The organism is Ferrithrix thermotolerans DSM 19514 (genome assembly GCF_900128965.1).
GTDB classification, from domain to species: domain Bacteria; phylum Actinomycetota; class Acidimicrobiia; order Acidimicrobiales; family Acidimicrobiaceae; genus Ferrithrix; species Ferrithrix thermotolerans.
The window spans coordinates 1-16,977 of record NZ_FQUL01000001.1 but is presented as its reverse complement, the minus strand read 5'-3'; the positions used below and the strand labels follow the sequence as shown (position 1 = coordinate 16,977).

17 protein-coding genes and 4 pseudogenes are annotated in these 16,977 nt (G+C 50.8%); 14 read left to right on the top strand and 7 right to left on the bottom strand.

Going from position 1 to position 16,977, the window contains the following annotated elements; all coding sequences use genetic code 11:
- Positions 1 to 288: 288 nt before the first annotated feature.
- The 3 genes from BUA24_RS00110 to BUA24_RS00100 all read left to right on the top strand — a co-directional run bounded on the left by BUA24_RS00110 (position 289) and on the right by BUA24_RS00100 (position 1,788).
- Positions 289 to 759: a proteasome activator gene (locus BUA24_RS00110; protein ID WP_084660012.1), complete on the top strand. Its 471-nt coding sequence runs from the start codon at positions 289 to 291 to the stop codon at positions 757 to 759.
- Positions 756 to 1,247, top strand: coding sequence for a ribose 5-phosphate isomerase B (rpiB, locus tag BUA24_RS00105; protein ID WP_072787537.1), 492 nt, complete (start codon positions 756 to 758; stop codon positions 1,245 to 1,247). Before BUA24_RS00110 ends, rpiB begins: the two co-directional genes overlap by 4 nt.
- 406 nt (positions 1,248 to 1,653) lie before the next feature.
- Complete coding sequence (locus tag BUA24_RS00100) at positions 1,654 to 1,788, top strand: ATP-binding protein (RefSeq protein ID WP_084660011.1); 135 nt, start codon at positions 1,654 to 1,656, stop codon at positions 1,786 to 1,788.
- A gap of 144 nt (positions 1,789 to 1,932) precedes the next feature.
- On the opposite strand, the gene BUA24_RS12045 is transcribed toward BUA24_RS00100, so the two are convergent.
- Together BUA24_RS12045 and BUA24_RS12040 are read right to left on the bottom strand one after the other, a co-directional pair.
- The gene (locus BUA24_RS12045; protein WP_143146293.1) at positions 1,933 to 2,592 is read right to left on the bottom strand and encodes a hypothetical protein; all 660 of its coding nucleotides are present in this window, start codon (positions 2,590 to 2,592) and stop codon (positions 1,933 to 1,935) included.
- Positions 2,580 to 2,915 (bottom strand): hypothetical protein, encoded by a 336-nt coding sequence (locus tag BUA24_RS12040; protein WP_143146292.1) that lies wholly within the window; start codon positions 2,913 to 2,915, stop codon positions 2,580 to 2,582. The genes BUA24_RS12045 and BUA24_RS12040 overlap by 13 nt, the downstream gene beginning before the upstream one ends.
- Positions 2,916 to 3,730: 815 nt before the next feature.
- On the opposite strand from BUA24_RS12040, the pseudogene BUA24_RS11810 reads away from it, so the two are divergent.
- The 3 genes and pseudogenes from BUA24_RS11810 to BUA24_RS00065 all read left to right on the top strand — a co-directional run bounded on the left by BUA24_RS11810 (position 3,731) and on the right by BUA24_RS00065 (position 6,540).
- Positions 3,731 to 4,316: pseudogene (locus BUA24_RS11810) on the top strand (IS607 family transposase).
- Positions 4,313 to 5,879: pseudogene (tnpB, locus tag BUA24_RS13250) on the top strand (IS607 family element RNA-guided endonuclease TnpB); the annotation flags it as partial. The pseudogenes BUA24_RS11810 and tnpB, both read left to right, overlap by 4 nt.
- A 211-nt stretch (positions 5,880 to 6,090) precedes the next feature.
- Positions 6,091 to 6,540, top strand: coding sequence for an integrase core domain-containing protein (locus tag BUA24_RS00065; RefSeq protein ID WP_084660010.1), 450 nt, complete (start codon positions 6,091 to 6,093; stop codon positions 6,538 to 6,540).
- Here the strand turns inward: BUA24_RS00065 and BUA24_RS00060 are convergent.
- Positions 6,531 to 6,998: a transposase gene (locus BUA24_RS00060; RefSeq protein ID WP_178138640.1), complete on the bottom strand. Its 468-nt coding sequence runs from the start codon at positions 6,996 to 6,998 to the stop codon at positions 6,531 to 6,533. The genes BUA24_RS00065 and BUA24_RS00060 overlap by 10 nt on opposite strands.
- Positions 6,947 to 7,390, bottom strand: coding sequence for a transposase (locus BUA24_RS00055; protein ID WP_178138639.1), 444 nt, complete (start codon positions 7,388 to 7,390; stop codon positions 6,947 to 6,949). Before BUA24_RS00055 ends, BUA24_RS00060 begins: the two co-directional genes overlap by 52 nt.
- Before the next feature lie 502 nt (positions 7,391 to 7,892).
- Between BUA24_RS00055 and BUA24_RS00050 the strand changes: the two are divergent.
- Together BUA24_RS00050 and BUA24_RS13245 are read left to right on the top strand one after the other, a co-directional pair.
- Positions 7,893 to 8,150: pseudogene (locus BUA24_RS00050) on the top strand (transposase); the annotation flags it as partial.
- Positions 8,151 to 8,281: 131 nt separating this feature from the next.
- Complete coding sequence (locus tag BUA24_RS13245) at positions 8,282 to 8,485, top strand: transposase (RefSeq protein ID WP_178138638.1); 204 nt, start codon at positions 8,282 to 8,284, stop codon at positions 8,483 to 8,485.
- A gap of 423 nt (positions 8,486 to 8,908) precedes the next feature.
- Here the strand turns inward: BUA24_RS13245 and BUA24_RS00040 are convergent, their stop codons facing one another.
- Entirely contained in the window at positions 8,909 to 9,409 is a 501-nt protein-coding gene (locus BUA24_RS00040; RefSeq protein WP_072787516.1) for a nucleotidyltransferase family protein, read from the bottom strand.
- Positions 9,406 to 10,143 (bottom strand): helix-turn-helix transcriptional regulator, encoded by a 738-nt coding sequence (locus BUA24_RS00035; protein ID WP_072787515.1) that lies wholly within the window; start codon positions 10,141 to 10,143, stop codon positions 9,406 to 9,408. The genes BUA24_RS00040 and BUA24_RS00035 overlap by 4 nt, the downstream gene beginning before the upstream one ends.
- Before the next feature lie 978 nt (positions 10,144 to 11,121).
- Here BUA24_RS00035 and BUA24_RS11800 point away from each other — a divergent pair.
- From BUA24_RS11800 to istB, 4 genes and pseudogenes are all read left to right on the top strand, one after another.
- Positions 11,122 to 11,361 carry a hypothetical protein gene (locus BUA24_RS11800; protein ID WP_084660008.1) on the top strand — a complete coding sequence of 80 codons (240 nt, stop codon included), beginning with the start codon at positions 11,122 to 11,124 and terminating at the stop codon, positions 11,359 to 11,361.
- A gap of 16 nt (positions 11,362 to 11,377) precedes the next feature.
- A complete protein-coding gene (locus BUA24_RS11795) occupies positions 11,378 to 11,872 on the top strand; it encodes a transposase (RefSeq protein ID WP_084660007.1) in 495 nt (164 codons plus the stop codon).
- Positions 11,767 to 12,309 carry a Mu transposase domain-containing protein gene (locus BUA24_RS13240; RefSeq protein ID WP_419187287.1) on the top strand — a complete coding sequence of 181 codons (543 nt, stop codon included), beginning with the start codon at positions 11,767 to 11,769 and terminating at the stop codon, positions 12,307 to 12,309. Before BUA24_RS11795 ends, BUA24_RS13240 begins: the two co-directional genes overlap by 106 nt.
- Positions 12,306 to 13,136 (top strand): annotated as a pseudogene (gene istB / locus BUA24_RS00020) (IS21-like element helper ATPase IstB). Before BUA24_RS13240 ends, istB begins: the two are co-directional and overlap by 4 nt.
- A gap of 76 nt (positions 13,137 to 13,212) precedes the next feature.
- On the opposite strand, the gene BUA24_RS13055 reads toward istB, so the two are convergent.
- On the bottom strand, positions 13,213 to 13,341 hold the full coding sequence (locus BUA24_RS13055; protein WP_272867266.1) for a hypothetical protein: 129 nt from the start codon (positions 13,339 to 13,341) through the stop codon (positions 13,213 to 13,215).
- Between the two features lie 553 nt (positions 13,342 to 13,894).
- On the opposite strand from BUA24_RS13055, the gene BUA24_RS00010 reads away from it, so the two are divergent.
- Both BUA24_RS00010 and BUA24_RS00005 read left to right on the top strand, forming a co-directional pair.
- On the top strand, positions 13,895 to 14,542 hold the full coding sequence (locus tag BUA24_RS00010; protein WP_072787509.1) for a hypothetical protein: 648 nt from the start codon (positions 13,895 to 13,897) through the stop codon (positions 14,540 to 14,542).
- A 117-nt stretch (positions 14,543 to 14,659) separates the two neighbouring features.
- A complete protein-coding gene (locus BUA24_RS00005; protein WP_143146289.1) occupies positions 14,660 to 15,364 on the top strand; it encodes a hypothetical protein in 705 nt (234 codons plus the stop codon).
- Positions 15,365 to 16,977 lie beyond the last annotated feature (1,613 nt).

Sequence of the window (16,977 nt, the reverse complement as noted above, 5' to 3'; positions counted from 1 at the left end):
TCTTGACCGCAGTTATGTGATTCCACGACAGACGAGTCTAGATGCTGCAGTGCTTTTATACGAGGTCATAACGGGAGCCCGGTTTCTGGAGGTCGCTGCCGAGGCTGCCTAGGTGTCTTGCGCTCTGATGTCTATGTAGGGTCATCCAAATGGGAAGAAAATTATAGTAACCGGTATCCTTTCAGTTTTAGTCTCCCACGTAGTGTGTAAATAGGAGGTCTCGGCTCGATGTTTCACGCTAGGATAGTCACGCGTACTTTGAGCAACGTGACCAAGAGAGGACCTTGAATGAGTGAACAAGGAGCTGGGTCTCCTGAGGTTGTCGTACCGGATGCGGCCGAGGAGCAGGCAGAGAGGGATACAGTAACCTCACCGTCTAAGGTTTTGCGCATAGGGTCTATGATCAAGACTCTGCTGGATGAGGTAAAGGCGTCAAATCTAGACGAAGCCTCCCGGGTAAGGCTCAAAGAGATCTACGATACCTCGATCTCGCAACTCTCCGAGGTGATGTCGGACGATCTCGTCCAGGAACTAAACACCTTCTCTTTGCCCTTTGGTCCAGATGATGTCCCATCGGAGGCCGAACTAAGAGTTGCCCAGGCTCAGCTAGTCGGGTGGCTTGAAGGTCTTTTCCACGGAATTCAAGCGACACTGTTTGCACAGCAGATGGCTGCACGTGGTCAACTTGAGGACATGAGGTCGAGGGGACTTCCTCAAAGTCGCCATGACGGTAATGTGGGAGGGGGAAACTACCTGTGAGCGCAGAAGGACAACAGAGTCAACTTAGAGTATCGCTTGGCTCCGACCATGCGGGTTTCCCACTCAAAAATATCGTCAAAGAGCATCTAGAGAAGAAGGGGTATCAGGTCCTGGACTTTGGTACTTTCTCCGATGAATCCACTGACTACCCGCTTTACTGTGCGCCGGCAGCCCAGGCGGTTGTGGATGGTTCGAGTGACCTCGGAATCGTCTTTGGTGGATCTGGTCAGGGCGAGCAAATCGTAGCGAACAAGGTAAAAGGTGTAAGAGCAGCACTATGTTTCAATGAACTGAGCGCCCGTCTTGCTCGACAACACAACAACGCCAACGTTCTTGCACTTGGGGCACGTCTACTCGGGGTTGAACTTGCTCTCTCTATCGTGGATGCGTTTCTTGGAGCGTCCTTCGAAGGAGGACGGCATCAAAGACGCTTGGATCAGATCTCAGAGTTAGAGCAGGGAAACACTCTTACGCCGCCAACGAGGTGATCTTGTTAGTGTTGAGTTCTTGGTCTGCTCAACCTTGTTAGCTGTGAGAAAGGGTGTCGCCTTGCTACCTTTTACGTCAGCGGCGGTCGTCTTGGTCCAGTTGGAACTATTTGTTTCATTTGGACGATTCCTGAAATAGGAGCCCATCGGCATCGGGTAACTATAGAAGTTAGAGTTTTGTCATCAATGGCGCTTTAGTTGGGCTAATCATCAATTCACGGTTTCGACGAGAGCGTCTCAGAGGAGTTCGGAATCTCAATCGGGTTGTGTCCCGATAGTTGTGCAAATTCCACTGGTGGATAGATCAGCCGTTCATCGCTTTGGAGGTGGTTAGCTAAAGTAAGACCGTCATCTCAATAGCTCTGACAGCCCACCAACGTTTGGGAGGCGAGGAGAGACCAAGGGGGTGGGAAAGACCTACGTCGGGATTGCCTTTGGCATAAGTGCGGTCCGTGAGGGCTACCTGGTGCGCTACTACAAACTCTCAAAGCTGCTCGAGAAGGTAGGGATCGCCCGAGCTGAGGTACCTTCTCGACGTTAGTTTAATTGCTTCTAACCTATGCATTGGCTGATTCCGAGACTCAGGATTCGAAATTGATCGATAAACAACCTTTGGTTCATGTGGCTGAGGTGGCCTTTCAAACCGGGCTACTAGACCTATTATACGACTCGGAGAGATGACCTATCAGCTCTGCTGTGCTGAAGCAGTAGTCGGCTTCTCTTTTGGAGCTGGACGCGCCTCGGCGGCTACCAGGAGCCACTGAAGCGGCGTTTTGCCGTGAAGCACCATGGCATAGCTCGCCCCCGAGATCGTCGGGAATATATTCCCAAATAGCTGGCTGTAGCGACAGGGATAGTTGGAAAAGTCTAACCCTTTTGAGCCAAGGCCAGGTCCTGTTATGATGAGATGAATAGGGTCTCTAGAGACGCAGAACAGTCCAGCGTCAGAGGAGTTGCTAACTGCAACGAATTTCAAAGTGTAAGTTGACGCCTTCGACATTACCACTGGGGTTAAGTTCTTAATTCCTCCAATCGAAAAGGGTAGGGGGCTGAATGGCGGGAGCTGAAAGGGCTGAGTCCCCGGCATGTCTCCTGGGGTTATAGGTATCTGGTTTGAGTATCGATCACACTTACCATCTCCTAAGTGCGCAAGCACTACGGTTTGTCCATTAGGCCCCGTGGGCGAGCAAGAGTGACCGGGCAACTGAGGATTCCCTACGGTGGATGTAATGTGTAGCGATCCTACCTGAGTATTAGACGTTTCAGCCTTGGTCGAAGTACAACTCGCTAATAGAAGTGCTGCGCTAAGTAGGTACGCGTTGCGCCGACCCATCAGTTGTGCCATCCCCCGGGACCCTTCCCGTACGGTGAGACCGTCGATGACACGTTGTAGATATCGGTAGTTTGACACGACGAAGTCTCGTTGTACACATACCCGTGGGAGTTTATAGTATCAAATCCGTTTTGCGCAAAGGCTGTCCCATAAGGCGGTGCGTACACTGAGATCTGCACGCTGGCGCTCGAAGACATCGACTCCGCTACAGAGTGCCCCGTTGAACTGGAGATGGTATCGTTGATGATGTTCGAGTAACCAACGCTGTAGGCGGATGAGTTATTTATGGTCTTGGTGATGCCAATAGTTTCACTAAAGGTGAAGAGTTCATACACTCCGACAGATTCGTCGTTGTAGGCATTTAATATGGTGCCCTCTCCTTTCCAGTCGTAGGAGTTGCCTTGATCTTGGTAGTAAGTTCCAAAAGGACAAGACTGATACAGTGGAGACGAAGTTCTAAATGCCGATAAATCCGTCGGCGTATAGCTTTTGGGAGTAATCCCTAAGCACAAAGTCACCAGATAAAGAGAGATCCCGGGCAAGCTCCCCAACGATGTTAGCTAGGCGCATCGACAATTCCTTTACTTCCTTTACTCTAAAGCCACCAACCTTTACGGTGGTATAAGTGAATGATAACACTGAGATAGGTTACGTGGTAAGAACTAGTGGAAATTTCATTGTCTTTAGGCCCTGCGTAGCCTTCCGCCCTGACTCCTCTTTGGACCGCTTGAAACCAACATTAGCTATGCAGTCCTCGCCCGGGATAACCCGCAGGAGCTAAAGGTGCTGTTTAGAGGTGGTTGGCCAGTCGTTTGTCTAGATGGGGTCTTTTCGACGTCTGTGATGGTCGGATCTGGGAACCGAATGTGGTGGTAAAGGTTGCACTAGCGGTCTGGGACAACTATTAGGTGGCGACGTACGGATCTGAAGAAACGGAATGGCAGATTAGCGAAAATATGCCAAGAACTTGGTTAGCTGCCCTAGGCTTCTTAGGAACGCCGATCACCTCATCTGTTTGTGGAGATGCGATAAGTAGTACGTCTTTTTAGTCAGCAGCCGCGTGCACCCAAGGAACATCTCGTTATCGGTTCATGATGATCAAGTGGCAGGGGCTTGCAGCAGTTGACTTCACGCGCAGCTATAACGATTTATAGTAAATCTTCGTGAGTGGGCATTTGAACAAGGTATTCATCCCCAGACCGCTTACAAGTGGTTTCGTCAAGGCAAGTTGTAAGTACCGGCAACCAAAATGGGAAAGCTCATCTTGGTGGGAGATCTGTCATCTAAGTTCTCGAAAAGGACAAGGATCTACGGTGATTTACGCTTGTGTATCTTCTGCTGATAAAGGGAGCTATCTGGATCGCCAAGTGGCACGCGTGCTTGGCTGGGCCACTTGACATCGTTACTCAGTAAATCGAGTGGTCAGCGAGGTTGGTTCTGCCCTTAGTGGTCACAGACAAAGGTTTCTTTCTTTGTTGTATGACAAAGAAGTAGACACGATCCTGGTAGAGCACCGGGGTCGTGTCTGTCGTTTTGGAGCGAAGTACGTCGAGGCAGCGCTAAAGGCCCAGGGCCGGCGATTGGTCGTGGTGGACCCCTCGGAGGTGGACGACGACCTCGTGTAAGATGCCACGGAGCTGCTCACTTCGCTGTGCGCCCGGCTCTACGGACACCACTTGGCAGCCAACCGAGCCAGACGTGCGGTCGAAGTGGCTTGCGGGGAGGCGGTTGCATGATCGTTCAGATGCCCACCAAGGCTCAGGCTTCCAAGGTTGCTGAGCTGACTGGGGGAACAGTCCTTTCGGACAAGAACGCCAAGGCGACGACCAAGGTGAAGGTCGAGGATTTCGAGAGCCATAGGTCAGTCATAGAAGGCATCTCAGTATTGTTCAAGTTGTTCACCGACGACGGCACCGAAGTTCCCTCTGGTTGGATGGTGACCGGAGCCACCTTCGAGGTCGAGTGGCCGAAAGAGCAAGAGCACCAGTCGCTCATCTGGTCTCACTTCGGAGCCAGGAGGTTTGCAAAGAACTGGGCGCTGGGAAGGATCAAGGAGGACCTGGACAAGAAAAAGGTCGATCCCAACCATGTAGGAACCCCTGGACACTTGCAGACCTACGACGGTTGTGGAATCAGGAGAAAGATCAGGTTGCTCCCTGGTGGAAGGTGAATTCCAAAAAATGTTATTCATTGGGCATTGCCGACTTGGTTGACGCTCTGGGCAATTGGTCTTCTTCCAAGAAAGGAGGAAGGAAGAACAAGCGCGTTGGCTTCCCTCGCCTTGAGTCAAGCGCAACAGCCACAACCGGATCAGGTTCTCTACAGGTACAATGCGCCTCGAGCCAGATCGCAGGCATATCACCATTTCTGTCATCGGCACGTTGCGCTCCAAGGAGAACACGAGGCGCGTGGAGCGCCATGTGGCAAAGGGAAATGCTCACATCTTGTCCATGACCTTGAGCGAGCGCTGGGGCAGGCTCTTTGTCTCTATCCACTATGCAGTCCGTATCCAAGTTGCCTTCCCAAGTAGAACCAAACCAAGCAAGCCTGATGCGAAGGCTGGCGTGGACCTTGGCTTGAGATCCCTGGCAACCATTGCAGACAGCGAAGATGAGATGGTTGCAATCGCCAATCCTGCGCCCTTGCCGGCAACCCTGGATGAGAGGCGTAGGGTATCGCAACAGCTCTATAGGCGCATACCTGGCTCACGAGGCCATCGAGCAGCGAAAGCCAAGCTCGCCCGGCTTGACCGAAGGGCTGTGTGCTTGCGCCATGAGATATACCACTACTTCACACGCAATCTGGTGGACACCTATGGAGAGGTTCATATCGAGGATCTGAACCTTGCTGGCATGAAAAAAAGCATGGGTAGGAGAGCCTTCAGGCGTCCGGTTTCCGATGCAGCTCTTGGGATGTTCAGGCCAATGCTTTCCTACAAGGCAGAGGTTGTTGGGACCAAGGTTGTCGTCCTGGACCGCTTCTACCCCTCATCTCAGATTCATCATGGCTGTGGTGGCCTGCTACAAGGGGATACCAAGCTAGCCAAGGTGCTTACATGCCACACCTGCCATGTCGAGGTGGATCGTGATGAGAATGCCGCCAAGAACATCCGCGATTGGCCGGAACATGCCAATCCCGGTTCAGTTGGGGCCAGCGCCCTGTCCGTACCCGGGCCACCGGAAGGTGGTACAGACGGCAGGTCCGATGGTCGGGTGACCGACCACCGGGCGAGACAGCGTAAGACCAACTTGGCGGCTGTCGGTGAGGCGAGAACCGAAGCCCAAAGGGACAGAGGAACCCTGCGAGGGGTGCATCTGATGATGCTCACTAAAGCTCACTTAGATGCAATGGTAAGGGCAACGTTGTCACGACCATTGCCGATGAATCCTTTTAAAAAGCCAAAGGACCTCGTCAAGAGACACTTCGTGTCGCGGAAACCAAATGGGCTTTGGTGTGTCGACATAACCAACCTATGTCAAGACGAGGGCCGGATGGGCCTACGTAGCCTTTATCAGAGATGTTTTCTCGAGGATGATCGTCGGTTGGAAGGTTTCTCACTCTCTAAAGAGTGATCTCGCTACCGATGCCTTGCAGATGGCGCTTGGTCAACGAGGAAATACCGACGATCTCGTCCATCACAGCGATAGGGGCGTGCAATATTTCTCTGTGGCCTACTCTGCAACCCTACTCGCCGCTGGCACACGACCCTCGGTCGGCACCAGGGGTGACAGCTTAGACAACGCCCTGTCCGAGAGCCTAAATGGCCTGTACAAGACCGAACTCATCAAGGCGATAGAGGTTCAAGACGACGAGATCGCCGTTGAATGGGAGACCTGTAAATGGGTGGAGTGGTACAACAATAGGAGACTTCACTCCTCGATTGGAATGATGTCGCCCGTCGAGTACGAGGCTCTCTACTATGATCAGATGAAGTCTGTTGACCACTTGGTTCACAGATAACCGGGTCTCCATAAAACCCGGGGCGGTCCAAACTCTCCATTTGAATAGATCTCAACAGTTCGCGTCTTCGGCAGCACCTCTACTTGGGACCGGGAGTATTTCCAAGGTACCCCGTACTTCACCCCAGCAGATGGGACAAAACCATCAGCTGTTACCTTTCTGATTCTCTTTTCAAAACCATAAAGTGATTCCCTCTCTGGTAGCGGTCCTAGCTGTGGCCTTTCAGCTAGGAAGGCTTCATTTGGGATCATACAGAGACTTTGATGAATCCGGTTGTTTGCATGGCTACTCCAGATAAGTGCCTGTTCATTTAGATCAGCTAGATCGCTAAATGTTTTAGCAGGCCGGAAGTTCTCTTTAGCATATCGAATACCTCTTTCTACTTTGCCTTTTGTCTCTGGCCGTCTCACTCTGCAGAGTTTGATTGAGACTCCCAATAAAATAGCCAGATCTGCCATCTGTGAGTTGAACTCCCATCCGTCTTTCGTGTTGCACCGATTGCCACGGTCTTCATGTGATCAGTGAGAAACACGTCGGTTACGCCACCGAAGTAGAAGAAGGCATTGATCAGACAAGTTATAAGACCGTAAATATCGGCACTGAGTGCAAACTCCAGATAACCCCTGCGACTTCGCCCAAGGGTCACATAAAGTCCAGGAACGTGTCTCTTTGTTCCTCTTACATCAATATAGCTAAATATTCCCCAGTCGAACTGAGACTGTTTATCTGGCGGAGTCTCATAGCGTCTGATAGCTATCTGTTTTGCCTTTGCAGGCGGTCTGATACTTCTGACATAGGTTCTCAAGATGCTTTCTTTACCCGTATAACCCAGTGGAACGATCCTGGACATGATTGCTGGAACGCTATGAAGTCCTTGGGATACGAGCCGATTGACTTCATCTTTCACAAGGGTCGAGCTTCGATATGCGTTGTTGCTTCGTCTTCCTAGTTCTACTGCTGCTTCGTCTCTTAGATATTTCCGTACTGTATTTCAGAGATGTCCAGTTACTCGAGCAATCTCTCTGTAACTGAGATGTTGTTGATACAAATCAAATATGATCATAAGTGGCCAACCCTTAAGCATTTAGAACTCCCTCGTGAAATTGGCTACTTTACTCAAGAGTATTGTCTCTTGGGTGGGTCAATTTTTATCGCTGGAGGTGGGTCAATTTAGCGTGGCTAGTTTACACTGGGTATGGTGGCCGATCAAGATGTCGAGCTTGTTGACGAGGAGAGTAGAGCGTACTTCGCTCACCAGAGGAGTGGCCAAGGATCGGGTGATCTCCACGGTAGATACCGAGTCTCGCCATGTCCACAAATCCAAGAAGAACTACTAGAGCGGGTACAAGGTCCACATTGCGATCGATCCTGAGAGCGAAATCATAACATCCGCAACCCTGACCAAGGGGAAGTCCTCTGATGCGTTAGTGGCTAAAGAGCTCCTTGACCACGAGAGCGAATCAGGAACCGTCTACGGCGATAGCGGATACTCCTCAGTGGAGTTCTTCAACTATCTGAACGATCATGGCCATGATGAGGCGATCAAGCCCCGACCCCTCACTATGGCGGTACCCGATGGCTATAGCGTCGATGACTTCACGGTGATCTAAGCAGCCAACGACACACCTGTCGAGTGGGTCATACCGTGACTATCTCAGCCAAGGGGAGAGCCTCCTTTACCAAGTACTGTGGAACCTGCGCATTGCGGCATCGCTGTACCCGTTCCAAATGAGGACGAGTCATGACCTTTGGCCCGAATCATGTCTATGCCAGGGTTCAACGTGAGAATTGGAAGGATGCCGAGACCAGAGCCCAGTACCAAGCGATTCGTCTAGGCGTACAATGGATCCATGCCCAGATGAAACGCAAGCTCAATGGTGCAAAGCTCTACTACCGGGGAATCATCAAGAACAGAAGGCACTATCTCCTCCTTGGAACGGTCTGAAACTTGAAAGTCCTTCTTCGCAACAACCTCACGAGAGAGTACGGGAACTGGGTGATTGTGAGTTAAGACCACTCCTCCTCCCTCACCTCTCCCAACAGAGAGATACGAAGGAGTACAAAGTAAGGGGCCAGGAACCAGACAGGACCAATCGGAGCCCGTTGCCTGAGCAGAGGTGGTGAGGATGCGGGTAGTTCAGCAGGGTCCAAGGTCTAAGTGATCCTCTTGCATACACCTTCAACGGAGTGAAAAATGCTGGAAGTGCGGCGTAGCTAAAAAAACTCACCAGCAACGTTGTGACATGAATCTTGTCCGTGCGTGGGGTCATCCACTATACATTCTCCATCTTTAGCAACTCAATCTCGGCTTGCAATTCGTAAATTTTGCAAGTTGGCCATTAAGGCTAAGTTTTCATGTAACCAACATCTAGATTGCCTTCTGCTGTGCTTCCCAACGAGATATAGCAGCGATATGATCTTGATCTTTGGGTCGATTGAGAGACTCCTTGCTGCGCTTTATTGCCTCAACCGCAGCGATAGCAACCGAGACGTTGCCAATTTGAATCGTTTTGCCTGAAGCTACGACATTTTCGTATCTACCCACTCCAGCCATGTATGTCATTACATCGAGTTCTTCCAGCACCTCGTTGTCGCTACGCAAGAACACCGTAATTGGCTGTCGCCCTACAGTCGCCGAAACATCTCCTGGTTTCATCCCCCACGTCCATTTAGAGCCACCTCGCTTGAAACCAAGCTGTGACAGTGCTGTAGACAGCTTTTCTACATTCTCCTTTTCGGTGCTTATTAAGATGTCGACGTCCGTAAGATCGAGTGGCACTCCTTGCCATCTTGCAGCTAAGGAACCAATCAGAACGAAACGAATTCCACGATTCCTAAGTTCCACTACGAGGTCTTCATCCCAGGTCATGATACCTGGCTGAGAAGAAAACGGCGGTACTGATGGTACTTTACGTCAATCAGTGGATTAGGACGATACCCAAGACCATCTTGTTCGCATCCGAACATGGTGTTATATTCCTCTCGCCACTGCTGTACCCGCTGCATTGCTTGTTTGGGAAATTCAGCTTGGTGAAGCCAATGGAGTTCTGTAGAAATGTCATAGGGAAGTACTCTCACCGTTAGATGGAAACCTAAGACTCCAACTATTCGTTCCAAGGTAGATAAAGCGGGTTGATGTACGTCCTGTTCGTATGCGGAGATCGCGCCTTGGCTGGTGCCACATAACAAAGCTAACTCGTGCTGACTGATGTTGACCTTTTTGCGTGCTGTTCGAATAAGCATTCCTGGCCAGAAGAAATACTGTCTGATCCGTCTGTCGTAGTTTCGAGGATCCGGCTTGGGTAGTTCATAGAGATTGCTGCCAATATCTACTGCTAAAGGGGTCTCGGGTGTTTCGGACATCGGAACGAGCTTCCACTGCATGTCCATGCCTAGTACATAGAGCAGCTTGTCAATAACACCAAAGCCTGGTTCCCGGCCCCCTTGTTCGTAGAGCCACAGCATCTGTCTAGGGAAGCCTGACATTTTGGCATGAGCAGACTGACTCAGGGCCAAATCACTCGGTAGTAGCGCATTCAGCGCCTCCCGTGCCTGCTTGGAGATTGATCCCCACTTTACGGGGTTTTCGATTCTCTGTACCATGGCTATAGTATATTAGATCGTATGACAGTGAAAGGGTAGTTCTCATACGCCTATAACGCTGCATATAAAGCTCATCCCTCTATCATGTCGCAGGTCGTATTGTACTCAGATGAACCGCAGATAAATGGTGATTATAATCTATCGCTTGCACAAGGCACTGAGGCAAAGATGCCGAGCTACGGTCCAACTGAACGACCCCCATTTCGGTCCACCTTATATGTGAGTCAACCGCTTTTACTCTAGTCCTTTGAATCTATGCGTCTACAGAACACAGGTACCTCTGAGCATAGAAGTTCCGACTGCTTGCTGATCGAGCAAGAACTATTCTCCTAAGTTTTTATATCCTATGTCAAGAACTCATGGGGACTTAGGTAACCAAGAGCCATGAGTTTTAGGTGGTGTTGTAGCCCTTTGTGGTAGCGTTTGGCTAAGACTTGAGCCTCGGTGACGAAAGAGAAAGGCTTGCGTATTTAGAAGTTCATCTCGAAGAGTTGAGTTATATGACTCACACTTACTGTTTTGCCTTTGGGCTTGCTTAGGTCGATAAAGTACAAGGTATCTCCCATCTCTTTAACCTTTCTAGCTGTCAAGATAGTTGTCGCCTCTTGGTGTAAGGTATTGAACCAGAGGGCGAGAACCAGAGGAAGTGTTATGAAGTCTACCCTAAGGATTAATGAAGATAAAGTTATGAAAAGCTCATGGAGCCGTCGTCTCAGACAGATGCTCAAATTGGTGGCAACGGACATTTAGATCTGTACGGTGGCGGGCATAGAGATTGCGCAGAGATAAACACCTAATTTGCATACCTAAGGACGTAGTTCTAGGTACATTTGGCACCAAAGTGGATTTGTGTAGGCAGCGGACTAAAACTGACCCTCTCCCAGGTAAACAAAAGTGACCCACCCTCCAAACTAGGTTGCCCTTTGTTGGACTGTCGAGTTTCAAAGGAGCAACGAGATGTTGAAAGGCAGGTCATTAATGAAGTTTTTCGAACTAAGGGCCGAGGGGCTTAGGCATCGAGAGATTTCTCGGGTCACCGGGCATTCTCGCAACACCGTCCGGCGTTACCTGCGAGATGAGGCCGGAAAGAACGAAGCTGCTCGCGCACCAAGGCGTTCAAAGCTCGATCCCTTCAGGGAGGTAATAGACGAGCTCGTGGCACAGGGTCTCTACTCAGCTCCTGCGATCGCTACAACGCCTCATCCCTCTTGGCTATGAGGGCAAGGAGACAATCGTGAGAGATTACGTACGTAAGATCCATCCTCCCATCTCCCCACGCGTGCATGCCGTCAGGCGCTATAGATCCGAACCAGGGAAACAGTTGCGCTTTGACTGGGGGATCTTTCCCTACATCGACCCAAAGGGTTATGAGCGCCACATCCCTGGTCTTGCAGCGTCTCTTGGCTACTCAAGACGTAGCTACCTGGAGTTTGCCCATAGCGCAGACGTCTATGGCCTCATCACGGCACTTATCAACACCTTTTATCACTTCGGTGGGACTGTCGATGCTGTATTGACAGACCACATGAAGACGGTGGTCATCGGGGCAGACGGTGAGGGGGGATGGGAGTACAACTCCCAGATAGAAGATCTGTTCTGTTTCCTTGGTGTCTCCATCAAGTTGTGCCGGGTAAAAAGGCCGGAGATCAAGGGAAGGTCGAGCGCCAGATCCGCTATGTCAAGGAGAACTTCTGGCCCCGACGGAGCTTTGTCGATCTTGTCGACCTGAACGATCAGGCACTTGCGTGGTGCCTAGAGAGAGACCTGCGGGAACACCCGAGCCTTGGGTGCAGCCCGCTTGAGGCCTTTGAGAAGGAAAAGGAGCACTTAAGTCCACTCCCAGACAGGGAGGAGCTCGAGCGCTTTGAACGTAAGGTGCGCTTGGTCTCTCTTGACAGCTTTGTCTCTTTTTATGGCATCAACTACGGCGTTCCGTTTCGCTACGTCGGCCGCTTGATCACGGTGCTGCCACGCGGGAGGTTCCTTGAGATAAAAGACCAAGCAGGAGAGGTTATTGCCACCCATCGCCTGGGGTTCAAGACCCGCTCTCTTGTTTATCTCAAGGACCAGTACAAAGGGCACAAAGGCCAAGAGTGCTGTCATTGCCCCGGTTGCACGTGGCTACCAGAGAGAGGACTTCTAAGTAGAGGTGCGCTCTCTGGATGACTACGCAAAGGTGGTGGATCTTGCTTGAGCTCACAGAGGAGCTCTGCTGTGAGCTCGGACTCACTCACGCACAAGAGCTCCTTTCAGCCAAGGTAGAGGCAGCAACCAACAAGGAGAGCTCCTATGTCGAGTTCTTGATATCCCTGCTTTCCACCAAATCCCAGTGGAGACGACAGCTAAGCTACGAGACTTGCCTCAAGCTATCGGGCCTTCCTCACAACAAGGGCCTCTCGGAGTTCGACTTCGACTTTGCCAAAGGGGTTGACCGCACACTCATAAACGAGCTTGCCTCCCTTGCCTTTGTCGCTAGACGTTCAAACGTGGTGCTGCTTGGCCCCCCCTTAGGTGGGAAAGCCCATCTCTTAGTCGGGCTTGCCCTCCTGGCCCTTGAAGGTGGCAACTCGGTGTACTTCACCACCATGACAAGGCTTGCCAATGACCTCTTAGGGACAACCACCACGCAAAGGGCACGCAAGTACTTGGCTACAGGGGTGCTGATCGTTGACGAGATTGGATATCGCAACCTAAGCCCCCAAGCAGCCTCGGTGTTTTTCGACGTGATCTCTGCCAGGTATGAGACTTAAAGCATCATCTGCTCTTCGAACAAGGGGTTCTCTGAGTGGGGAAACCTCATAGGAGATCCTGTTTTGGCAACTGCGATCCTCGACAGGCTCTTGCACCACTCGACGGTCATTAACATCCGCTATGAGAGCTACCGGCTCAAGGACCGCAAAAAGCAGGGGATTGGCGCCAACCCCGAGGTGAGAGAGGCTCTAGCACGAGGAGGTGACACGGAAAAACACGAACTCGACAACCACCCGTTATAGTACGTTACAGGTGGGTCAGTTTTCTCCGCTGATCCTGGGTCAAAATAAAACCGCTGCTAACATAAGGGCAAGTTCTCTATGCTTCTTTCTTTGTGCCTCTAAAGCGAAGGTAACGGTGCTTTACCTTGCCTCGTTGGTCTCTTCCAAGGTATATGCGAAGCTCCCAAGTATCGGGGGACTTTACAAGTCTCATGCTTTCAGCCATAGCTCTTTTACCCAAAAGATGGTTTTATGTTTGGTTGCCTGAAGCTAGGAAAGACTATACAGCCTGCGAACTGGTGGGCCCGGCAGGATTCGAACCTGCAACCAAGGGATTATGAGGTGTTCACAAAGTGTCCGAGTTGGTAGTCATAGTGTCCGAGTACGTCCCATTTTTGCAGCTCATCGAAGTCTTTTGGCAAGGGTAATGAGACAGCCTCGGACTGGGCGGGACATTCTCGGACACAATTGTTGGGTGAAAAGTTGGGTGAAGAACACTTGCAAGGAGTCACCACTCATTCCAACGAACTTCCGCCCATGACGCTAGAATGATCGACCGACAGCTACCTCATCTTTTTTCCTACTATGTGGACTGGCTTAGAACAATCTCCTCTACCATTAGGATGATTTTTTGAGAAGCGCTTGACACACCCCCCCACACTTCGGCAAACTACGGCTTGATAGTTGTTCCTCAACCGGTACATGCCTCGTCAGTGAGGGTTTCTTACTGTTGTGGCAGTTGGACCATTGGAGAACTACAACCGAGTGAGGGGGTCACAATGGCTACAGAGGAAATAGAAATTTCTGATGCGAATCAGCCAAGGATCTCGCCAAAGTTGATATCAAGACGTAGTCTTCTAAAAGGTGGCCTAGGAGCAGCAGGAATAGCGACACTGGGGACCCTTGTCAAGCCAGTCTTTAACACTTCAGGCGAGACACACCATGAGAATGCTGTGCCCGTGAGCGCTAGCCTAGTCTCGCCGCTATTCCTTTTTGGCCTGACTAAGTCAAATACCCAGGCGGCTTCGCTTAGTTTCTTTCTGCCTGGTTCAATGCCTGGGCTTGCACAAGCATCATCATCGCTGCCTCAGACGTCTACTGGGGTACTCGTTCGTCAGCCATCGTCGTCGCCAACCCTATCTCCTGATGGTCAACACTTAGCTGTAGCCGAAATAGTGGGTATCCCAGTGCCTACTGCAATCTCCTTATACCTGATTGACAGATCAACTGCCAATGTAGAGACGAAAGCGGACCTTGGATTACCTAAGTTGCCAGTCGGCCCTTTGATCATCTGTACGCCGGCTTTTCTGTCGAACTCGACCAAACTAGGTCTCCTGATTGCGATCATGGAACCAACGACTATGCATACAGTGCGCAAGGTGAACCCAAACACTGGGGAGCGGATTGTTGCACAGGCGCCCAATTGAATACCATATCACATGCTCGCCTACTTCGATAGTGAGTCGAGCCTCTTTACCGGCCCCGTCAACCTCAACAATTCTCCAAGCCTTGCTAATGCGCGAATTGTTGCGGATGATTCTTCGGTGTATGTGTTTACCGTAGCCGAATACGCAGCGCTTGGTGGATCCAAAGAGTCGCCAGCTCCCTATCCGATGACTCACATATGGGCCTATGATTTTGGCGCTCAGTCTCCCAAGTATCAAGTCGCTACGAGCACCTACTGGCCAGTCAATATGGAGCCGATAGTAGTGAATTCTAACGGTACCGTCGCTCGCCTGGTAGCACCTGACACCATTGAGTCATATACAACAACCAATGGATCGAGTTCACTAGATACTATTGCCTTCCTCACCGGCAGTAGCGCTAAACCAACTCCAACAACTATGCAGCGGCAATCATCCGGCAAGCTTTTGCTCGTCCGGGCTGGTCTTGGCAGAGCCACATTAGTAGATCCCACCAGCAACTTCACACCAAGTTGGGAGATTACTTTCGAGAGGCCCAAGTACTACAACGCTGGCATTCCAACCAAGGGGGTACTCTCCGTGGATGGTTCAAAGTTCTATGTCCTGGGCAGCCAAAGCGTTGGAGGCATAGCGGCCTTTGATGTTAGCACCGGTCAAATGGTGGAAGCAGCTAGTGATGGTACACATTTCAGTGGTCTAGCTCTCAATCAAAGTGGACAACTCATCGCATATAGTCCAGATTCACAGGCAGTCTCGCTATACAATCCGCAACTCGCGTACTTGGGCAAGGAGGTTATTGATATCTATGTATCAGAGTTTTATTGATCACGAGCAACTGGCAGATGAAAGGACTTATGGTAGATCATGGCAGGATATGATACGGCGAATTATGTTTATGATGTCTCAAGCACAGCCGTAAGTGATTACGGTACTCCTAATTTCTGGCTAAGATACTTCAGCCCGTCAATCAATACACCAATCAACAGTTCATCCTCGAATGCGAACGAGGAATGTACTGCCATCTACAACTCAGGTGGAAATCATTTAGGTCCCATCATGGAGCCCAATCAATCTAACCTATCTTCTTCAAGTGCCCAGGGGCAGGCAGATGCGCAGACTTTCGTGAGCGCACTAAATTTCGTTTATGATCACGTAGCTCCGTTACTGATGCCTACCAATGATCAACTGTATTGCTGGCTGGGTCAGGAACCTTCGACATCCCTCAGTTCATCATACTGGGATGGATGGTCTGGATATGTTGGCTCCAATAGTTCCTTCGGAGGGGAGTTCCTTTATCCGTGCCTTTATTGCACGCCTTGTGCTGTAGCGCCAAACTGTTCGAGCGTCTTAGTTCAGTATCACGATACCGTCTACAACACCTGCATCGCAATTTGGGCGTCACAGCCTTCTGGGTATTGCAGTAACACGCAGATGTCTAACCCACCCCCTTGGCAAGCTGAAACCTGCTCCGGCTGCGGAGTGGACAACAACGTGCCGACGAGTCTATGGCAGTACAACATTGGTGGGGAGTGCGGGATCCCCGCGACCCTGGTTGATGAGGACTATGGTGCTCCCGGGTTCAACTATCCAGATTATTGCTTCTATAAGGCATCCAGTTGATTGGTTCTATGGAAAGCTTCACAAGCGGACGAGTCCTAGCAAGCGGCGTTGTTCTCGTAGTGGTATCATTGGCCAAGATTCGCAGCAAACACTGGGATGCAGTCCCCAGCCTTCCCAGGTGGTTACAAGCTAAACATCTGAGGTACATGGCCGCTGCTTACGAATGTTTAGTCGGAGTAATTTGTATTTTGTCTCCCATCAGCCTAGAGGCGGGTAGCTTATTGCTTATCACTGGCGCTTGCTTCATGTGGATTCAGCTGCTGAAGCGTTCCAGTTCTCAGGGCTGTGGGTGTAGTGGGATGAATGGCTGGGATCCAATAGGGCATACCAGAGCAATCTTGCAGGCCGGGGTCGTTTTCGCGATAGGTTTCTGCTCTGTTCTAGTCATCTCCACTTCTAGTCATCTGCGAGGTCGTCTCACGCTCTGGGGCTTTGTTTGGTTCTTGGTTAGCATTACTCTTTATGGACTTCTTTCCAAGAGACAGATTCCCAGAGTGATTTGGGCCCGCTTGATCAGAAGGCATTGGTACGTGGAGCGTATCCTTGGGATGGATCCACTCAGTCGATCCTTTATTGAGACCATCGAACCCATCTCCTCGGTTAGCGTGCTGCCTATAGACGCGTACACAGCTGAACTCGAATGTTCAACCAGTGGAGCATCGCCAGTTTACTTGATTGTTGTTCTTTCGGTGAAGGGATGGCGAACTAAAGTAAGCCGCATTGCGAGGTTATCTGCGCTAATGGAGTCCAGCGTTGGGTTGTGTCCCGATAGTTGTGCAAATTCCACGAGTGAATTGATTTGCTAGTGGTGGCCATGG

What these genes read in the sequence shown, in the direction of transcription:
- BUA24_RS00110 (WP_084660012.1), top strand. Translation starts at nt 289, where the DNA reads ATGAGTGAACAAGGAGCTGGGTCTCCTGAGGTTGTCGTACCGGATGCG.
- BUA24_RS12045 (WP_143146293.1), bottom strand. Translation starts at nt 2,592, where the DNA reads ATGGCACAACTGATGGGTCGGCGCAACGCGTACCTACTTAGCGCAGCA.
- BUA24_RS00060 (WP_178138640.1), bottom strand. Translation starts at nt 6,998, where the DNA reads ATGGCAGATCTGGCTATTTTATTGGGAGTCTCAATCAAACTCTGCAGA.
- BUA24_RS00055 (WP_178138639.1), bottom strand. Translation starts at nt 7,390, where the DNA reads ATGTCCAGGATCGTTCCACTGGGTTATACGGGTAAAGAAAGCATCTTG.
- BUA24_RS13245 (WP_178138638.1), top strand. Translation starts at nt 8,282, where the DNA reads ATGACCTTTGGCCCGAATCATGTCTATGCCAGGGTTCAACGTGAGAAT.
- BUA24_RS00040 (WP_072787516.1), bottom strand. Translation starts at nt 9,409, where the DNA reads ATGACCTGGGATGAAGACCTCGTAGTGGAACTTAGGAATCGTGGAATT.
- BUA24_RS00035 (WP_072787515.1), bottom strand. Translation starts at nt 10,143, where the DNA reads ATGGTACAGAGAATCGAAAACCCCGTAAAGTGGGGATCAATCTCCAAG.
- BUA24_RS11800 (WP_084660008.1), top strand. Translation starts at nt 11,122, where the DNA reads ATGAAGTTTTTCGAACTAAGGGCCGAGGGGCTTAGGCATCGAGAGATT.
- BUA24_RS13055 (WP_272867266.1), bottom strand. Translation starts at nt 13,341, where the DNA reads ATGGCTGAAAGCATGAGACTTGTAAAGTCCCCCGATACTTGGGAGCTT.
- BUA24_RS00010 (WP_072787509.1), top strand. Translation starts at nt 13,895, where the DNA reads ATGGCTACAGAGGAAATAGAAATTTCTGATGCGAATCAGCCAAGGATC.